General features: G+C 47.0%; 12 protein-coding genes. 10 read left to right on the forward strand and 2 right to left on the reverse strand.

All coding sequences use genetic code 11. The features are described 5' to 3' along the window. Nucleotides 1-6 precede the first annotated feature (6 nt). Nucleotides 7-2,775, forward strand: a complete 2,769-nt coding sequence (locus FRZ06_00715) for a GTP-binding protein (protein ID QOX61978.1) — start codon at nt 7-9, stop codon at nt 2,773-2,775. 67 nt (nt 2,776-2,842) lie between these two features. Here FRZ06_00715 and FRZ06_00720 read toward each other — a convergent pair whose 3' ends face one another. Further along, nucleotides 2,843-3,343: a hypothetical protein gene (locus FRZ06_00720; protein ID QOX61979.1), complete on the reverse strand. Its 501-nt coding sequence runs from the start codon at nt 3,341-3,343 to the stop codon at nt 2,843-2,845. A 154-nt stretch (nt 3,344-3,497) separates the two neighbouring features. Continuing rightward, nucleotides 3,498-3,863 carry a nuclear transport factor 2 family protein gene (locus FRZ06_00725; GenBank protein ID QOX61980.1) on the reverse strand — a complete coding sequence of 122 codons (366 nt, stop codon included), beginning with the start codon at nt 3,861-3,863 and terminating at the stop codon, nt 3,498-3,500. 431 nt (nt 3,864-4,294) lie between these two features. On the opposite strand from FRZ06_00725, the gene FRZ06_00730 reads away from it, so the two are divergent. From FRZ06_00730 to FRZ06_00770, 9 genes are all read left to right on the forward strand, one after another. Then, nucleotides 4,295-5,224, forward strand: a complete 930-nt coding sequence (locus tag FRZ06_00730; protein QOX61981.1) for an AraC family transcriptional regulator — start codon at nt 4,295-4,297, stop codon at nt 5,222-5,224. Between the two features lie 218 nt (nt 5,225-5,442). Next, nucleotides 5,443-6,828 (forward strand): aminotransferase class III-fold pyridoxal phosphate-dependent enzyme, encoded by a 1,386-nt coding sequence (locus FRZ06_00735; GenBank protein ID QOX61982.1) that lies wholly within the window; start codon nt 5,443-5,445, stop codon nt 6,826-6,828. 6 nt (nt 6,829-6,834) lie between these two features. Further along, a complete protein-coding gene (locus FRZ06_00740) occupies nt 6,835-8,361 on the forward strand; it encodes an APC family permease (GenBank protein ID QOX61983.1) in 1,527 nt (508 codons plus the stop codon). Nucleotides 8,362-8,698: 337 nt separating this feature from the next. Then, nucleotides 8,699-9,760 (forward strand): CoB--CoM heterodisulfide reductase iron-sulfur subunit A family protein, encoded by a 1,062-nt coding sequence (locus FRZ06_00745; GenBank protein ID QOX61984.1) that lies wholly within the window; start codon nt 8,699-8,701, stop codon nt 9,758-9,760. Then, entirely contained in the window at nt 9,757-11,175 is a 1,419-nt protein-coding gene (locus tag FRZ06_00750; GenBank protein ID QOX61985.1) for a hydrogenase iron-sulfur subunit, read from the forward strand. Before FRZ06_00745 ends, FRZ06_00750 begins: the two co-directional genes overlap by 4 nt. Next, nucleotides 11,172-11,840 (forward strand): hypothetical protein, encoded by a 669-nt coding sequence (locus FRZ06_00755; protein ID QOX61986.1) that lies wholly within the window; start codon nt 11,172-11,174, stop codon nt 11,838-11,840. The genes FRZ06_00750 and FRZ06_00755 overlap by 4 nt, the downstream gene beginning before the upstream one ends. Then, a complete protein-coding gene (locus FRZ06_00760) occupies nt 11,837-12,757 on the forward strand; it encodes a methylenetetrahydrofolate reductase (GenBank protein ID QOX61987.1) in 921 nt (306 codons plus the stop codon). The genes FRZ06_00755 and FRZ06_00760 overlap by 4 nt, the downstream gene beginning before the upstream one ends. A gap of 15 nt (nt 12,758-12,772) precedes the next feature. Continuing rightward, nucleotides 12,773-13,213, forward strand: coding sequence for a hypothetical protein (locus tag FRZ06_00765; GenBank protein ID QOX61988.1), 441 nt, complete (start codon nt 12,773-12,775; stop codon nt 13,211-13,213). 9 nt (nt 13,214-13,222) lie between these two features. Next, a complete protein-coding gene (locus tag FRZ06_00770; GenBank protein ID QOX61989.1) occupies nt 13,223-17,746 on the forward strand; it encodes an FAD-binding protein in 4,524 nt (1,507 codons plus the stop codon). Nucleotides 17,747-17,762 lie beyond the last annotated feature (16 nt).

A 17,762-nucleotide genomic window follows, 5' to 3' on the forward strand; every position in this document is an offset into this window, starting at 1 on the left:
AGACATATGAAAAAACTGGCCATCGGAATATTGGCACATGTAGATGCCGGCAAGACAACCCTATCTGAAAGTATTCTATATTTGAGCGGTAAGCTGGGAAAGCAGGGAAGGGTTGATAATAAAGACGCTTTTCTGGACAATCATGATCTCGAACGTGCAAGAGGAATCACCATATTTTCAAAACAAGCGGTTTTTGAGATTGGTGATCTTCAGGTTACATTGCTTGACACGCCGGGGCATGCGGATTTTTCTGCTGAGATGGAACGAACGCTGCAGGTGCTGGATTACGCTATTTTAGTGATCAGTGGGGCAGATGGGGTTCAAAGCCATACAAAAACACTATGGCGACTTTTGGAACATTATAAAATTCCAGCATTTCTGTTTATCAATAAAATGGACCAGCAACGAGCTGATCGTCAAACATTGATGGCAGAGCTGAAAAAAATGTTGGATGAAGGATGCATCGACTTCAGTGATATTGTTCTGGAAGATGCAGCGGAAGGTGCAGGAATATCTGTGCTTGATAGAGTGTTTTCAAGCGCGGATCAATCCGAGCCTGATGGATTTTATGATCAGCTGGCAATGATCGACGAGATCATGCTGGAATCCTTTCTCGAGAATGGGTATATCGAAACAGCACAGATCCGGACGGCTATCAGTCATCGGCGAGTATTTCCATGCTGCTTCGGCTCAGCATTGAAAAACGATGGAGTGTGGCAATTGCTGCAGATCATTCAAGCTTTCTCAAAGGAGCCTAACTATTTCCATGAATTCGGAGCGAGGATTTTTAAGATCACAAGGGACGACCAGGGAAACCGCCTAACTCATTTGAAGCTCACAGGAGGAGATCTCAAAGTTAAGGATCTCCTTACCGGTGACGGCTGGGAAGAAAAAGTGAATCAGATCCGCATCTACTCGGGACAGAAATATGAAACTGTCAGCACACTGGAAGCAGGGTCTATTTGTGCCGTTACAGGTCTTAGCCAAACAAGGCCGGGAGAAGGGTTGGGGCGTGAAAAGACAACCTCGGCGCCTATACTGGAACCGGTACTTACCTATCAGATGATTTTGCCTGAGGGCTGTGATCCGAGGGGATTCCTCCCCAAAATACGACAGATGGAAGAAGAAGTGCCAGAGCTGCACATCGTTTGGAACGAGCCGCTGCAGGAAATCCAGGCCCAGATAATGGGTGAAGTACAGATTGAAATTTTGCAAAGCACAATAGAAAGCCGTTTCGGCGTTGTCGTAAGCTTCGGTGAAGGACGGATTTTGTATCGAGAGACAATCGCAGGACTTGTTGAAGGTGTCGGTCATTTTGAGCCCTTGCGCCATTATGCGGAGGTTCATCTACTGATGGAACCGAGGGAGCAGGGAAGTGGGCTGCAATTTGAATCTGAGTGCAGTGAGGACTTGCTGGCGAAAAACTGGCAGAGATTGATTCTGACGCATCTGCAGGAGAAGGCGCATAAAGGGGTTTTAACCGGAGCCCCAATCACTGATATGAAAATTACACTGGTGTCAGGAAAAGCGCACAACAAGCATACTGAAGGCGGAGATTTTCGAGAGGCAACCTATCGTGCGGTGCGCCAGGGTTTGATGGAGGCAGATTCGATTCTTTTAGAACCCTACTATTCTTATCAGCTGGAGTTGCCTGAGAGAATGGTAGGAAGGGCGATGACCGATATTGAGCAGATGTCTGGAACCAGCGAAATTATAGCCACAAATGGTGAAACGGCAGTTCTAACCGGAAGTGCTCCGGTAATTCGGCTGAGAAACTATCAAAAGGATGTTTCTTCTTATACAAAGGGCCTAGGGCGACTTTTTTGCACGTTGCAGGGATATGGCGTCTGTCATAATCCAGAGGAGGTTTTGGATCAGATCAGGTATGATCCTGAGAATGACCTTAGTAACCCAACAGGTTCCGTGTTCTGTGCCAATGGTGCTGGTTTCCTTGTAGAATGGTTTGACGTAAAGGAGTATATGCATTTGGAAAGCTTCCTGAAGCAAAAACAGGAAGCCTATGCCACAGTTGGATCCGAGGCAGCAGTAAATAAAGGCGAAGAATGGATCGGTCTGGATGAGATTGACCGGATTATGAATAGGACCTTCTACGCTAATCAGGGTAGGAAGTCTGCATGGAAACGTCGGAAAACTGCCCATGAGAGCTATTATGAATCGGTGTCAGGATTCGGCAGTGAAGGCAACCTCCAACAGGCTGGCGGCATGGGACTTGGAATTGGGAGCAGTACTCGCAGAGATCAGTATCTACTGGTGGATGGTTACAACATCATCCATGCATGGCCAGAACTAAAAGAGCTGGTGGATGATAACATGGCGGGCGCGAGAATGAAGCTTCTGGATGCGCTCAGCAACTATCAGGGGATTCGAAACCGTGAGATCATCGTAGTGTTTGACGCATATCGCGTTCAGAGGCACTATGAGGATCTGATCGACTATTATAATATTCATGTGGTGTTTACGAAAGAAGCTCAGACGGCAGATCAGTACATTGAGAAGTTTGCCCATGACAATAAGAAAAAATATGACATTACTGTTGCGACTTCTGACGGCTTGCAGCAGCTCATCATAAGAGGTTCCGGCTGTGCACTTTTATCAGCCAGAGAGTTGAAGGAAGAAATGGATGCGGCCAGTGAAAAGTTAAGGCAGCAACATCCAGAGCTGCAGGGCAAGGAACCCAATTATTTGATTGATGCATTGTCTCCCGATGTAAAACTGCAGATGGAAGAACTCAGAACAGAAGAAAACGATGATTAGCGACTGTGAAGGTCTATTGCATCATTCAGCTGAGTCTTCTCTGACTGAATGATGCAATTTCCTAAACTTAGCTGCCGTTGGAACCAGTCGAAGCACCGGCAGCTGCGGCATCCATTACACAGTCAATGGCAAGGACTACCGCCAGTGCGATAATCTCATCTTTTCCCTCCGAGATATCAAGCTCGTAGCAATCGCCCCAAGTCATCCATTCCTTATGAATCGTTACGATGGGTAGTCCGTGCTGGGTGATTTCATAATCGTGAGCCATGAAGCTTCCGCTGATCTCCCAGCCTAATCCTTCGATACTGTACCGAGGACGAAAAAAAGTGAACTCTTTGACGATTTCAGCTACTTGTCTTCCATCTACAAAAACGAAGAATTTTGGTAGGAGGCTGAAAACTTTCTGCTGAATAAAAGCGACTTCATTTCCCCTGATATCAGTGATGTGAAGCTTTTTTCCCCAAGAGAAGAGTTCTCCCTCAATAAAGTACTTATCGGATCCCACAGAATCCTTAACAGTGAACCGATCGGCCCATGAAAAAATCTTTTGACGGATGTACAGTTTCATAATAAGTTCCTTTCCGAATCGCCTAGCGACTACCGCTGATTATCTTATGCTAAACAGAGGATGAGAGCCGACAATTCAAAAATATTATACACCGTCGGGATTTTATTGTAAAATACCTTCAGCTTTTCCGAATGGATACCTCAGTAGAAGGGCTTCAGCTTTCCGGTTCCGATAACGTGATGTCCAGCGACTTTATTTTTTCTCCTGAAAGAACAAAATGAAAATCTAGCGGGAGAGGACTTCCTTCAAAATCACCGGACAGCATGGCAGTGGCAACAGGAAGACCATCCTTTTCCTTGAAGTCGATCAACTCCTTGGTTACAGCAGCATCACGGTTTGCCTTGATAATATGCCTGCTGATTTCAGAAGGACCGCGATATTCCATTCCCTCATCCTGAAGAATTGCATCTTCAGCAAAGCACTCTGTGAGCAGTTCCTCATCATATTCTACGGATGCTTGGAAAAAAGAGGCGATGGATTCAGGCAATTCTAATTCACCTAACTTGGTTAAAACTTTCATATAAAAACTCCTTTTCTGTGGTATGAATGATAGATTCTATTATATCGATCAAACCTGACAGCACTAGGTCAAGTTATAGAATTTAATATGATTCTAAATGATAATTTCTATCCTGTTTTCAAATAAAACATAGAACTATTTAAAAATAGGATTCTGACAAATACAGGTATTAAGACTGCAGATATTACCAGATATACACAGGGATTTCATACTATACACTACTAATTTTGTATGGTATAATAATAAAAATCTGAATATTGTGATTATTAGACTTCCGTTTGAATCTAGTTAGCAATTTGTATGATTGAAAAGCAAAGTCGCTTGAAGCGATTTTGCTATTTTTTTATATAATTGGGAATATCAAGCGGAGTAGCGGCAGCCACTTTTTTAATAATGAGGAATCTTGATTCCGTCAGTTCCACTTTTTTACTATGTATGTTCACCGAAATGGACTGCATCAGGGTGAGGCGGTGTTTTTCATGAGAGACTATAGTTTCCAATCGAAGTTTACAGAAGATGAGATAGAGAAAACTCTTAATCATTATTTATCTCTGCAGCCAGGATTCGATGCAAATCTTACCTTTTACAGAGAATATCAGCCAAAAGACAAGATCGTTTCGAAATATGTGGCCTATTTCTATGAACTGCATACCAGTGCGTCAAAAAATGTATCCATTCCCATCATTCCCGACGGATGTATGGACCTTGTTTTTGTCAAAACGGATGACGAGTACAAATCTTATATTATAGGAACCGCGCTGAAATTCAGTGGTTTGCTTGCAGTGAAAAATCGGTATGTTATCGGGATACGATTCCATCCGGGCGCGTTAAGAATGTTTTTTGACGTTGATCCATTTCAGATTTTAGCCCAGCAAATCCCACTGGGTGCACATATGGTGAAAAATCGAGATATCAACGAGCAGCTTTATCGAGCGGAATCCTCTCAAGAGCGAGTCACAATTCTCGAAAATTTGCTCATCAGCAATATTAAAAGGCATGAAAAGTATAAGATTGTTCAGTATTGCGTTCAGAGGATGGTAGAATCAAAAGGCCTGGTGAATCTCAATACGCTGTCTGATGAAGTTCATTATAGTACACGATATCTCAATCATCTGTTTCGAGACTATGTGGGCCTCTCGCCAAAGTATCTTGATGAAATTATAAAACTTCAAACAACAATTTTTCTGATCGCAAATTCCTCGGATTCACTATGTGACATTGCATTCCATTCGGGATTCTGCGATCAATCTCACATGAATCGGCTGCTCAAGAAGTTCTTGGGAGGCCCTTCCAGCACGCTTTTGAATCAAGGATTTTTCACGGCGGATCATCATGTGCTGAACAATATTTATATTTTTTAATCTATAAACTGTTCCGTTTTATTCTATTCCTATCCTCTTTCAGCAGATAAAATCCTAATATGCAAAATGTTTAAGCAAAGGCGCTTTCGACGAGTGTCTTTGCTTTTTTCGTTCAGGGAAGCGGTTCATGTGCGCATTAGATGGGTTGATTTTCTCTCCATCATATACACACCCGCCATTGAATCAGCGCTTCCTAAGAGAAGAAAGGAAGGAACAGTATGGTTAGAAAAGAAAAGAGCAAGGTGCTGTCAGAACGATTTGATGAACTATATCCCGGAGGTCATTCAAAATTCAGAGAACCCTTTGATGTAACGCCTCACAAGGTTTTTATTAAAAGAGCATCAGGTTCACGGATATGGGATATAGACGATAATGAGTATGTTCAGTTCAACGATGCCTTTGGCCCGAGCATTCTGGGACACGCCCATCCGGTACTTGCCAAAGGGCTTGTTGATCTCATTGAAAATTCAGCCACAATAGTAGGATCCAACTGCCTGTTCGGTGAAGATGACATCTTGTTCGCGGAGGCAATTATCAGGGATGTACCTTGTGCAGAAGCGGTCAAAGTTCAGGTGACTGGTTCGGAAGCAGTACAGATGGCCATCAGAATGGCAAGAGCCTACACCGGTAAAAGTGTAGTGGTAAGGTTTTCTGATCACTACCATGGATGGTTTGACAATGTATTTGGAGGACTGCTCAATGATGATAGTGAGGCATTGCCGTATCAGAAGGAAGGGGATAATCTGACTGACGATCATTGGACCTCTGGCCGTTTTCCTGGCTGCATCGAAGAATCCTATGTACTGCCATGGAATGACTTTGAAAAACTAGAGGAGACTTTTGACAAGCATCATGATCAAATCGCCATGATCCATTTTGAAGCCATGGTCTGCAACACACTGGGGCTATATCCGAAACCTGGTTTCTTGGAGAAAATAAGAGCACTTTGCGATCAATACAACGTGGTAATGAGTATTGACGAAGTCATTACAGGATATCGACTGGGGCTGAGCGGTGCTCAGGGGTTCTTCGGTATCACCCCGGATATTGCAACGTTTGCAAAAGCGATTGGAGGAGGGATTCCCGTATCCTGTGTGGTGGGAAAGAAGAAGTTCTTCGAACCCTTCGACAATGGTTTGAAAGGACCCGGTACTTTTAATGGGTTTGCTTTGGGAATGCGTGCCGCAGCAGTGACCCTTTCCATTCTTGGCCAGGAAAACGGTAAATGCTATGAAGAGCGCCAGACTGTACAGGATCATATCACAGGAGGACTATTGACCATTGCAGAAAAATATGAGATACCACTTCGCATCACAGAAGCACCGGGCGTATTTTTTACACTGTTTGGTATAGCTGGAGGGAAGAAACCTGTATATACGGTACAGGAAGCCATTGACGGGGGTTGGAATCCCAAATTGTTCATTGCTTTTAGAAAATATATGCAAAATGAAGGCATCATCATGCTTCCTGGAGAACGCTGGTATCTGGATATCGCCCATACTATGGATGATGCAGAATGGGTCTTAGAGGCGGCTGAAATTAGTATGAAACAGCTGGCGGACGATATCAGAAGCGGAATCTTCGAGCCTGGGATAGACTCGTAAAACCTGATGAAAGGAGAAGATGTAGAATACATCACACATAAAATTATGGAAACATCAAAACTTACCAGAACCTTGGGTATGAGAGAAGGAATCACCATAACAACGGGAACCGTTGTCGGTGTAGGTATATTCACAGTAGGAGCCAATTGTGTTGGTATTCTTGGCTCCTCCGTAATTATTTATACGTTAATTGCAATGATCATCTGTATCTTTCCCGCAATGATGTATGCGGAAATGGGTGCGATGCTACCTTATGCAGGTGGCACCTATGAATATGCGAAACGGGCAATCAACAAACCCATCGCCAATATCGCAGCATGGCATTATATTATAGCAATCATTGCTGCATGTGCCAGTGAAGCACTTGCGTTTTCCAATTATTTTAGCTGGATCCTCAGCGGACTCGGAATTGATATAACCATTGATACAAGAATAATAGCCTTTGTCCTGATGGCATTTTTTATCGCAATAAATTTCAGAGGCATCAAAATGTCCAGCAGATGGCAGAATGGTTTTGTAGCTTTTTTCTGGGCAGCTTCTTCCATTTGGATGTTCTATATGATTCGGAATGTGGATACTGCCAACTTCATTCCTTCACAATTTGCTGAAATTCCAGGTTTTAGAGATGCGGTACTTCTGATCACTTATCTTTGGTGGTGTTTTGCCGGGTTTGAAACCGTGGTGGGAATGGGAGGCGAAATCAGATTTCCACAGATTAATATTCCAAGAACATTACTGCTTTCGCCACTCCTGATTTTTTCCGTATCCGCGTTGTTTCAGTATTTTCTGATTGGAGTTGTCCCTACAGACCTGCTCGGATCTATAGCGGATGCAGAGGCTCCATACGCTCAGGGTCTCAAAATGGCAGGTTATGTCGGTTTCCCCCTTGTTTTTCTGTGTATCGCCATCGCCTTTGGAGGTGACTTATCCACTATGAATCCTGGTATTGCGGCTCCATCCCGCTATATTTTCCAGATGGGTTCGGACCATGTTCTTCCAGAGCTTTTCGGCAGAGTACACAAGGATTTTAAGACTCCATTTATAGCGGTTTTGTTTGTGGGTATTGTCGCATTCATGCTGATCCTGACAAACTCCATCGTCATTATCGCTGAAATAAGCATTTGCTCCTTATTTTGGTGCTATATCATCGGGTTCTTCTCATTTTTATCACTTCGTAAAAACGAGCCTGAATTGAAACGGCCGTATAAGATGCCCTTTGGAATTTTCGGAGCGGTGATCAGCATGGCCATCTATGTCATCATGATGTTGAACCTGGGAGCACGGTATTTTGCGCTTAGCTGTATCATCACCGCAGTTTGCCTTCTCTTCTATTTCTTCTATTCTAGAAAGCATTCGTTGTCTGGGGAAGAACTGAGATCCATCAGGGATGCAGAAGCAAGTGAACTGGAGGAGGATCACCCTTCGGACCAAGAACGTGCCGCGATGAATCGTGAATTCAAAGCTTGGAGGCTAATTGTTGCTGCTTTATTTCTGTTTACCATTGGCATCTATCTCTTTTCGTTTGTTCGGTAGCTAAAAACTTTCTCTATAGTCTCTGGTGACTTTGTAAAATCATCAGAGACTATTTTTTGCGTTTCATTCTTGTATTAATCAGGTTTTGCAATGATTCCGACGTCTTCAGGGAGGAAAATTTTAAGAGCATTCAGTAAAAAATTCACATCTTGGAACAAAAAATAATAATAACAACTCAATATACTCCAATAATGATCATAAAATCATACCAAAAATTATGAAAATATTAATAACAAAAAAATGGCCGCTCAGTTATGATAGAAGGAAGGACTGCATAAGCTTTTGTAACTGCCTGTCATGTTCCGTGTATGCTGACAGGCAATGAAAAAATCTTAATTTGCACGGAGAAGTGGCAGGTGAAGTCTTGAAAAATGTTTTGATCATTGGAGGGGGTCTCGCAGGCTGTACTGCGGCGAGAGAACTTTCGTCTGCAGGAATTCATTGCTGCATCGTTGAACAAAGCAGAGACATTGGCGGAAAGGTGCGCAATTATGGCTGTAAATCAGACTCAAAATGCAACAACTGCGGGCTTTGCGCGGTCGGTTCTCTTTGGGATGATATCAGAGAGGACGCTAACGTGAGAATGCTTTGCAGTGCATCGGTGATTGATCTGTCTCAAGCTGATGGGGAATTTTGCGTTCTGATTCAGACTGAAAGCGGCAAAATAGAAGAGCGTTTTACAGAAATCATTGTTGCTGCCGGATTTCAGGATGTCGCTCAAACTGCGGGAGCTGGCTATGACAGCTCAGATTTTCCCAGAGTCTGTACAGGCAATGCGCTGGAACTGTTGATGAAAGAACGGAGTATCGATTCCCTTTTCCCAGAGCAGCCTGACAGCATCGCTTTTATCATGTGCTACGGTTCCAGAACGCGAAAAGAAAGAGCAGCTTACTGTTCTCAGGTTTGCTGTGCTTATTCCACCCGTGCCGCAAAGGTAATAAAACAATATTACCCCGGTACTGAGGTGGTATTTTTTTATATGGATTTGCAGGCAGTCAATCCGGGAAATTATGCGGAGGAGCTGGCAGCCAGGGGAATTCGCTTTGAACGGTGCAGACCCGCAGAAATTTCCTTCGAAGGCGATTACCCGATCGTGGCATATGAGGATGCGGAGGGGAAAAAACAAAAGCGCTTTGACTATCTCTTCCTGAATACGGGGATTCATCCTGATCTTGCTCAAAATACGGCTTTGGCAGATCTCACTGGCCTTAAGGTTGAGCGAAGCGGGTTTCTTGGATATGTTTCTGAACCGCTGGAAACGGGTGTTTATCTCGCAGGATGCTCCCGCTTTCCCATGGGAATTCTTGATACCATTGCCAGTGCACGAAATACTGCCTCCATACTCATCAACGGAGAGGCAAGAGGCAGCAATTGGGAACATAAGGGAGGGGTACAATGAAAACGATCCTTGCCGGCAAAAGCAGATACACGGAGTCACTGAAACCGGCGTTACATGATGCCGGATTTGATACCATTGCTGTAGAAACTGTGCATGAGCTGAGATCACTTCCGAAAGAGTATCCTGTGATCGTTCTGCAGGACACGGAACTCAGCCCGCTGATTACAAGTAAAAAGGAGGCGGAAGCAGCAATCCTTGGATTGAAACCAAAGGATCTGATCGTGTTTTTAATGGATCAGAACCAGGACGCCACTCCCTACATAGAAAACTGCGTTTTACATATGGCAAGCTATCTGGCAGGACTGAAGCGAAATATCGCGGTTCTTCTAAGGTCTTCCAGAGCCTCGGATTCCGGATTTGACGAGCGTTACAGAACGGCGAGAAACAAAGGGGTAGCCTTTGTGAAGTATGAGCATATTGACATCGGCTCTGATGACGGTAAAACCCGGATTGAACTTTGGGATGGAAGCACGAGGCTAGTCCTGGAAACGCCGCTCTGCATTCCTTGTGAAGCCAGCCCGACTTCCGAACTATATGCCTTTGCCGATGCGCTGCATGTTCGAACCTATGGCGACAGAGACGTAAGCGGCAGCCATGGAGTCAGCGGAGGAAGATGGTTTTTAAACCAGGGAACGACGTTCAAGCGAAATGTGAAACTGATCCATACGGATTCTTTGGACCAGGATGCAAGATCCATTGTGCCGTCTCTCGTGAGGGATCTAAAGGAACTCTATGAGCCGGGACAGGAACAAATAGCGTTTGTTGACAGCAAAAAGTGTGCCTTTTGTTATACCTGCTACAGAGTCTGCCCTCATTCGGCGCTGTCTCCTGATGAGAACAATGAGGCAATGAAGGCAGAGGAACTCCTCTGCCAGCGCTGCGGTATCTGCGTTTCTGTCTGTCCGGCAGGTGCAATCGCTTTCCGGGGAACAGAGTCGGTTTGTAGATCAGAAGGCGAAGCCTTCGAGCAGGATGCGGGAGCTATGGAGCAGCGAACCGAAGTCATGGAGCAGGATGTGGGAGCCATGGCGCTGGGTAAGGAAGACGATAGCAAAGCGACACAGAAGCTAAAAATCTTTTGCTGTGAAAATTCTGCGTTCCCGCTGTCAGCAGAAGCCCTTGTCGGGATTAATACTGCCATCCAGCCGGTGGCCTGCGGCGGTGAAATCAGCACCGGTATGGTCTTGGAAGCGTTGAAACAGTATGATTCTGTATTGGTGGCGGTTTGCTGCTACGATGCCTGCAAGCATCGGGACGGAAATAAGCGATGCACAAAGCAGATGGAACGGCTGAAGGAGAGATTGGGAAAATTGGGCTACGATTCAAATCGAATCAGCAGTGTGCGGATTGGTATCACAATGGCAGACATATTGCGGGATGAGGCTTTAACAGCCTTGAAAGGAGAAGTGCGATGATCATAGCTTCACAGAAGCCCATTGAAGAAATCAGGGAGACTATAAAGCCATACAAGAAAGTCCTGATTGCAGCTTGCGGCACCTGCGTCACCGTATGCCTTGCCGGAGGTGAAAAGGAAGCAAAGGAGCTTGCCGATCTATTGTCCCTGTCAGGGGATCAAGAATTCAGAGTGGTAACACCCAAGCGTCAGTGTGACAGCGAGTTTCTGGAAGAGTTTGATAAAGACATTGCCTGGGCCGATGCGGGGCTGTCCTTAGCCTGCGGGGTAGGCGTCCAGTATCTGGCGGAACGCTGCACGGGAAAACCGATCATTCCCGGCCTCAATACTGCCTTTATGGGCGCAAACCGGGATGCCGGTTACTGGACGGAAATGTGTCAGGGCTGCGGAAACTGTGTTCTTGAAAAAACAGGAGGGGTCTGTCCTGTCGCACGATGTTCCAAGAGTCATTTCAACGGTCCCTGCGGCGGAAGCTCCAAGGGGAAATGTGAGGTGAACGATTCCATCGACTGTGCCTGGCAGTTGATCTACGACAGATTAAAAAGCCTGAATCAGATGGAACGGCTCTTTGAAACCATTCCGCCGAGAGATTGGAGCACAAGCAGAGATGGCGGACCCAGAAAGATCCGAAGGCCGGATGTGGCCATCGAGGAGGTGACGGAATGAGCGAAGAAAAGAGCAGACTTCAAAGACTCTTTGAATCCGGTACCTTTGTTGTCACTGGTGAAGTGGGTCCTCCCATGGGTGCGGATTCAGGGCATGTCTACCATGCGGCGGAGGCCTTGACCGGGATCATCGATGCTGCAAATGTAACGGATAACCAAACTTCTATCCTGCGCATGTCCTCCATCGCAGCCTCCCTTCTTGTTCAGCAGAAGGGTCTAGAGGCAGTGGTTCAGATGACCTGCAGAGACCGAAACAGGATTGCCATACAAAGTGATCTTCTGGGCGCCTGGGCTTTGGGGCTTCGGAATCTGCTTGTCCTTTCCGGGGATCATCAGAGCTTCGGAAACGACCGCCATGCGAAAAACGTCTATGATGTGGATTCGGTACAGCTGATCAAGATGCTGTCAGATCTCCAGAGGGACGGCGTCTTCTACAATGGTAAGAAAGCAAAGGGTGTGCCGGAATTTTTCATCGGTACCACAGCAAATCCCTTTGCAGATCCCGAAGAGCTGCAGCTGATTCGTCTGAAGAAAAAAATACAAGCGGGAGCCAAATTCGTTCAGACCCAATCCATCTATGACATTGACAAATTCGAGGCGTGGATGGAGAAGGTCAGAGCGTGGGGCCTGCATAAGGAAGCATATATCGAGGCGGGGGTTCTGGTCAATAAATCGCTCCGCTCCATCGAAATGACACAAAAAGTACCCGGAATGGATATTCCTGACGCACTTGTGGAAAGAATGAGAAATTCGGAAGACCCGAAAGAAGAAGGAATCCGGATCGTTCTTGAACTCATTGAGCGCATAAAGAAGATCGAAGGCATCAGAGGACTGCACATCATGGCGGTAGGCTGGGAAGAGATCGTACCCGTTGTAGTAGAGCGTGCGGGCTTATCACCCCGACCGATTGTGGAATAAAGAAAGGCAGGGCATATGAAAGGAACGTTAAATCCAGATTTTAAAAAGCAAATCGCTAAGTTTCCAGATGGTGCAAATGTAATGAATTGTTATCTGTGCGGGACCTGTACTGCAGGGTGTCCTGTGGCGGGATTGGATTCCGCCTATAGCCCAAGAACCATCATGAGGATGGCCTTGGTGGGAATGAAAGACGAGTTGCTCTCCTTGAACGAACTTTGGAAATGCAGTCAGTGCGGTCGTTGTACCTCTCATTGTCCGCAAAATGCCAGGCCTTCGGATGTGATTAAAACCGTCCGGGAAATTGCTGTGGAAGAGGGAAACGCAACAGGCGATTCTATCAGCATCATTGCAGAACTGGAAAATGATATTGGCAGGCTGAGGCTGGAACGAATTGAAGATGCACTGCGGCTGATCGAAATCAATCGGAACAAGAAAAACCAACGAATCGAAAAGTAGGTGGGTGGTATGAAAAAGCCGGTAATGGTTGTGGGCGGAGGAATCGGTGGTATTCAGGCGTCCCACGATTTAGCTGAGATGGGCATTCCTGTCTTTCTCATTGAACGGTCTCCTTCCATTGGCGGGAGGATGGCCCAGCTTGACAAGACCTTTCCAACCAACGATTGCTCTGCATGTATTCTTGCTCCCAAGGTCACCGCGACGTTTAATCACCCCCTGGTAAAAACCATGACCTGGAGTGAGGTGGTGGAAATCCGCGGCAGCGCACCGGATTTCACCGCGGTGATCCGTCAGAAGGCTCGTTACATAGACACCGATAAATGCACTGGCTGCGGGGACTGTACGGAACAATGTCCAATTACATTAAAAAGTGAATTCGACATGGGAGTGGGGAGCAGAAAAGCAGTCTTCAAACCCTTTGCACAGGCAGCACCCAATAAGGTCGTCATAGACAAAAAGGGTTCCTCGCCATGTAAGTATCAATGCCCTGCTCACATTGACGCCCACGGATATGTTACGCTGACTGGAGAAGGACGCTATGAAGAAGCCCTTGATGTGGTTCGCCGCGTCACGCCGTTCTCAGGAGTGCTGGGCCGTGTATGCGTCCATCCCTGCGAGTCCAACTGCACCAGGCGTTTTGTAGAACAACCCATCAGCATAGCGGGTCTGAAACGCTTCCTTGCAGATACAGACCAGAAGAACGGGAAAAAGAAGGTGGCGGTAACGGCTGAGCCCAAAGCGGCTAAAATAGCAATCGTCGGAGCCGGCCCTGCAGGGCTCAACTGTGCTTATTCCCTGGCGAAAGAGGGGTATGACTGCACTGTATTTGAAAAGCTTCCTGTGGCAGGCGGCATGCTGCAGGTCGGCATACCGGATTACCGTCTGGATAAAAAGGTATTGGATTATGAAATCGCCCTTGTAGAAGACATGGGTGTGGACATCAAATACAATACAGAAATTGGCAGGGATTTTACGCTGGAGGATCTGAAGACGCAGGGGTATCAGGCAGTCTTTCTGGCAATTGGCGCCCATTCCGACGCCAAATTGGGAATTCCCGGGGAAGAGAATGAGGCAGTCATTTCCAGTGTTGCGTTCTTAAGGGAGCTGAATCTGAGAAAGTATTCAGGAGAAAGCGCAGCCACCAGCAAACGAGCTGCTGACGAGTTCACAGAGGTTGCATTTTCAAATGATAAGTTAACCCCCGGTAAAAAGATCATCGTCATCGGTGGGGGAAATGTTGCAATGGATTCTGCCCGCTCAGCACTGCGGCTGGGATGCGATGTCACGGTGGTGTATCGCCGCTGCCGAGAGCAGATGCCGGCCAATCCATGGGAAATTGAAGAGGCTGAGGAAGAGGGTGTGACGTTTCTATATCTGACATCCCAGATTGAAGTTCTCAGTGAAAACGGCAGGTTAACAGGTTTGCGGTGCTGCAAAAACAAGCTGGGCGAACCCGATGCTTCGGGCAGACGCAGCCCGGAAGCAATTCCGAATTCCGAATTTGTCGTAGAAGCTGATCATATCATTGTAGCGATTGGACAGAAGGTGGAGAGAGAAATCGAATCAGCAGGTTTCCGGGTGTTTCACTCCCGTGGAACCATACTGGCCAAAGATGCGAAAACTGAGATGGAAGGCGTATTTGCAGGAGGAGATGCTCAGTCAGGACCTGCAACACTGATCGAGGCCATCGCTGCCGGGAACAGAGCTGCCAAAGCCATTATCAACTATGTGGAAAATAGGAATGATACCATAGAACCATTCCTGCTGCCTCAAACAGATCTGTCTCAGGTGGATACCGACGGATTCTCGTTCGCTTCCAGAGCCAAAATGCCTGTCATCGATATGGAGCGTCGGAGAAACAGCTTTGACGAAGTGGAACTTGGCTATGACGAAGAGACTGCCCGTGCAGAGGCAAGAAGGTGCGTGGACTGTTCTGTTTGCTGTGAATGTCTGGCTTGCGAGGCAGCATGCAAGGCCGGAGCCGTTAGCCATAAGCAGGAGGATCAGTATTTGGAAATTCCGGTGAGCGCAATTGTAATGAGCCCCGGATACGATTTGGCAGATCGGATTCCGCCGGAGCTGGGATACGAAAAATATGAAGATGTGGTTACCTCAATGGAGTATGAGCGAATTCTTTCCGCATCCGGGCCATACGGCGGTCATGTCCAGCGTCCCAGTGACGGGAGGCAGCCGAAGAAAATTGCATTCCTTCAATGTGTCGGTTCCAGAGATGATCAGTGTGAGGCAGATTACTGCTCCTCTGTTTGCTGCATGTATTCCGTCAAGGAAGCGCAGATCACCAAGGAGCATTTGCCATCGGTGGAGGACATCCACATCTATTATATGGATATGAGAGCGTACGGAAAGGATTTCGATCGATACATCAAGTCTGGAGAGGACAAATACGGCATCAAGTTTATCCGCAGCCGCGCGGGCGGTATTGAGCGGCTTGAAAATGGAGTGCTGAGACTATACAGCACAAGACCCGACGGGTTGAAAACTGCGGAGGACTATGACCTCGTCGTTCTTGCCACGGGATTTCAGTCCAATCCTGAGACAGAAGCCATGCTCGGCAGGATCGGAGTGAAGACAGACCGGTACGGGTTCGTCCACTGTGATGAGTTTGGCGCTCCGGAAACCTCGGTCGAGGGCATTTACGCCTGCGGAGCAGCCTCTGGGCCCAAGGATATTCCGGAAACAGTGGCTGAGGCTAGTGCTGCAGCTTCTGCAGCGGCACAAATTGCAAATCAGGAGGAACTATCCGAAGAAGACTTTATCAAATTCTTCGATCCCGATGAGGAAGTACCCCTGCGGGATGTTTCCAATGAACCCATCCGAATGGGTGTCTTCGTCTGCCGCTGCGGTGTCAACATCGGCGGCTATGTAGATGTTCCCGATGTTTGCGATTATATCAGAACACTGCCCTTTGTGGTTCATGTAGAAGACTCCCTTTACACCTGCTCTGTGGATGCACAGAAAAATATGATGGATCTCATTGCGAAGCACAGGCTCAATCGGGTCGTCGTCGCTTCCTGCACGCCCAGAACCCATGAACCGCTGTTCCAGTCGGTACTGAAAAAGACGGGACTGAATCCCTACCTTTTCAATATGTCGAATATAAGGGATCAATGCTCCTGGGTTCATATGGACGATAAGCAAGCGGCAACCAGAAAGGCAAAAGAACTTGTGCGGATGGCGGTGGGAAAAGGACTGCTTGCCGTAGCACTACAGAGAAAGAAGATCCCCGTAGAGCATTCCGCTTTGATCCTCGGAGGAGGTGCCGCTGGTATGAGCGCTGCTCTGGCCATTGCCGATATGGGATATCGGGCAATTCTTGCAGAGAAGAGCGGCTGCCTTGGAGGAAATGCCCTGGCATTGAATGATACTTACAGCGGGAGACCGATTCAAAGATACCTGGAGAAGATGATTGACAGGGTCATGCGCAATGAGCGGATTACTGTTCATCTAAACACAACGGTGGGGAAACTGGAAGGCTTTGTGGGTAATTTTAAGACGACGCTTGTATCCGATAATGTGCTTACCCCGGTAAATCATGGCGTTGTCATCGTAGCGACAGGAGCCCATGAAGCGCAGACCGCTGAGTACCTTCACGGAAAGCATCCCAAGGTCATCACCCAGCTCACCCTTGACAGACTGCTTCAAAATGGAGATGCGTCGATACAGAATCTCAAGAACGTGGTGATGATTCAGTGCGTAGGCTCCAGAGAAGCGGAACGGATGTACTGCAGCCGTGTCTGCTGCAATCAGGCTATGCGAAATGCCGCTGCACTCCGAAGAATCAATCCGGAGGTCAATATTTCTGTACTTTACAGAGAAATGAGAACCTATGGAATGCAGGAGCTCAACTACAGGAATGAGCGCCAGAACGGCGTTTGTTTTGTAAACTATGATCTTGAGCACAAGCCGACGGTTCGGGAGAACCCTACAAATGAGACAAAGGGGCTGCAAGTTTCAGTTTTCAGCGAAGCGGCAAGCTCAGAAGTAGTCTTTGAAGCGGATCTGGTCGTTCTGGCTACGGCCATGGAGGCGGATCGGGAGGCAAACAAGATTACGGCCCAGCTGCTGAAGATTCCCCAGACGCAGGACGGCTTCTTCCTGGAAGCCCATGCGAAACTGCGCCCTGTGGATTTTGCTACGGAAGGCGTATACCTATGCGGGTTGGCCCACTCGCCAAAAAACCTGAAAGAATCCATGGTTCAGGGAAAATCAGCAGCGGGAAGAGCGGCAACTGTAATCTCAAAGGATTTTATCGAAACAGAAGGAACCATTGCAAAGGTTGACGGCAATCTCTGTACGGCCTGCGGAACCTGTGAGACCATCTGCCCCTATGGAGCAGTTGAGGTTCAGGATGTACCGGTACGCGGGGGAACCGTAAAACGTGCCATTGTCAACGAAGCACTCTGCAAAGGCTGCGGAACCTGCTCGGCAAACTGCCGCTGCGGTGCGGCAGATGTGGGCGGTTTCGCTGACAGGCAGATCGTGAATGAGATTGAGTATCTGATGAGAAAGTAGGTGAGTATATTGAGTG

The organism is Clostridiales bacterium (assembly GCA_015243575.1).
GTDB lineage: Bacteria > Bacillota > Clostridia > Peptostreptococcales > Anaerovoracaceae > Anoxybacterium > Anoxybacterium hadale.

Bases quoted from the DNA above. Each gene is read 5' to 3' on its own strand.
- FRZ06_00715 (QOX61978.1), top strand. From the start codon at position 7: ATGAAAAAACTGGCCATCGGAATATTGGCACATGTAGATGCCGGCAAG.
- FRZ06_00720 (QOX61979.1), bottom strand. From the start codon at position 3,343: ATGAAACTGTACATCCGTCAAAAGATTTTTTCATGGGCCGATCGGTTC.
- FRZ06_00725 (QOX61980.1), bottom strand. From the start codon at position 3,863: ATGAAAGTTTTAACCAAGTTAGGTGAATTAGAATTGCCTGAATCCATC.
- FRZ06_00730 (QOX61981.1), top strand. From the start codon at position 4,295: ATGTATGTTCACCGAAATGGACTGCATCAGGGTGAGGCGGTGTTTTTC.
- FRZ06_00735 (QOX61982.1), top strand. From the start codon at position 5,443: ATGGTTAGAAAAGAAAAGAGCAAGGTGCTGTCAGAACGATTTGATGAA.
- FRZ06_00740 (QOX61983.1), top strand. From the start codon at position 6,835: ATGAAAGGAGAAGATGTAGAATACATCACACATAAAATTATGGAAACA.
- FRZ06_00750 (QOX61985.1), top strand. From the start codon at position 9,757: ATGAAAACGATCCTTGCCGGCAAAAGCAGATACACGGAGTCACTGAAA.
- FRZ06_00755 (QOX61986.1), top strand. From the start codon at position 11,172: ATGATCATAGCTTCACAGAAGCCCATTGAAGAAATCAGGGAGACTATA.
- FRZ06_00760 (QOX61987.1), top strand. From the start codon at position 11,837: ATGAGCGAAGAAAAGAGCAGACTTCAAAGACTCTTTGAATCCGGTACC.
- FRZ06_00765 (QOX61988.1), top strand. From the start codon at position 12,773: ATGAAAGGAACGTTAAATCCAGATTTTAAAAAGCAAATCGCTAAGTTT.
- FRZ06_00770 (QOX61989.1), top strand. From the start codon at position 13,223: ATGAAAAAGCCGGTAATGGTTGTGGGCGGAGGAATCGGTGGTATTCAG.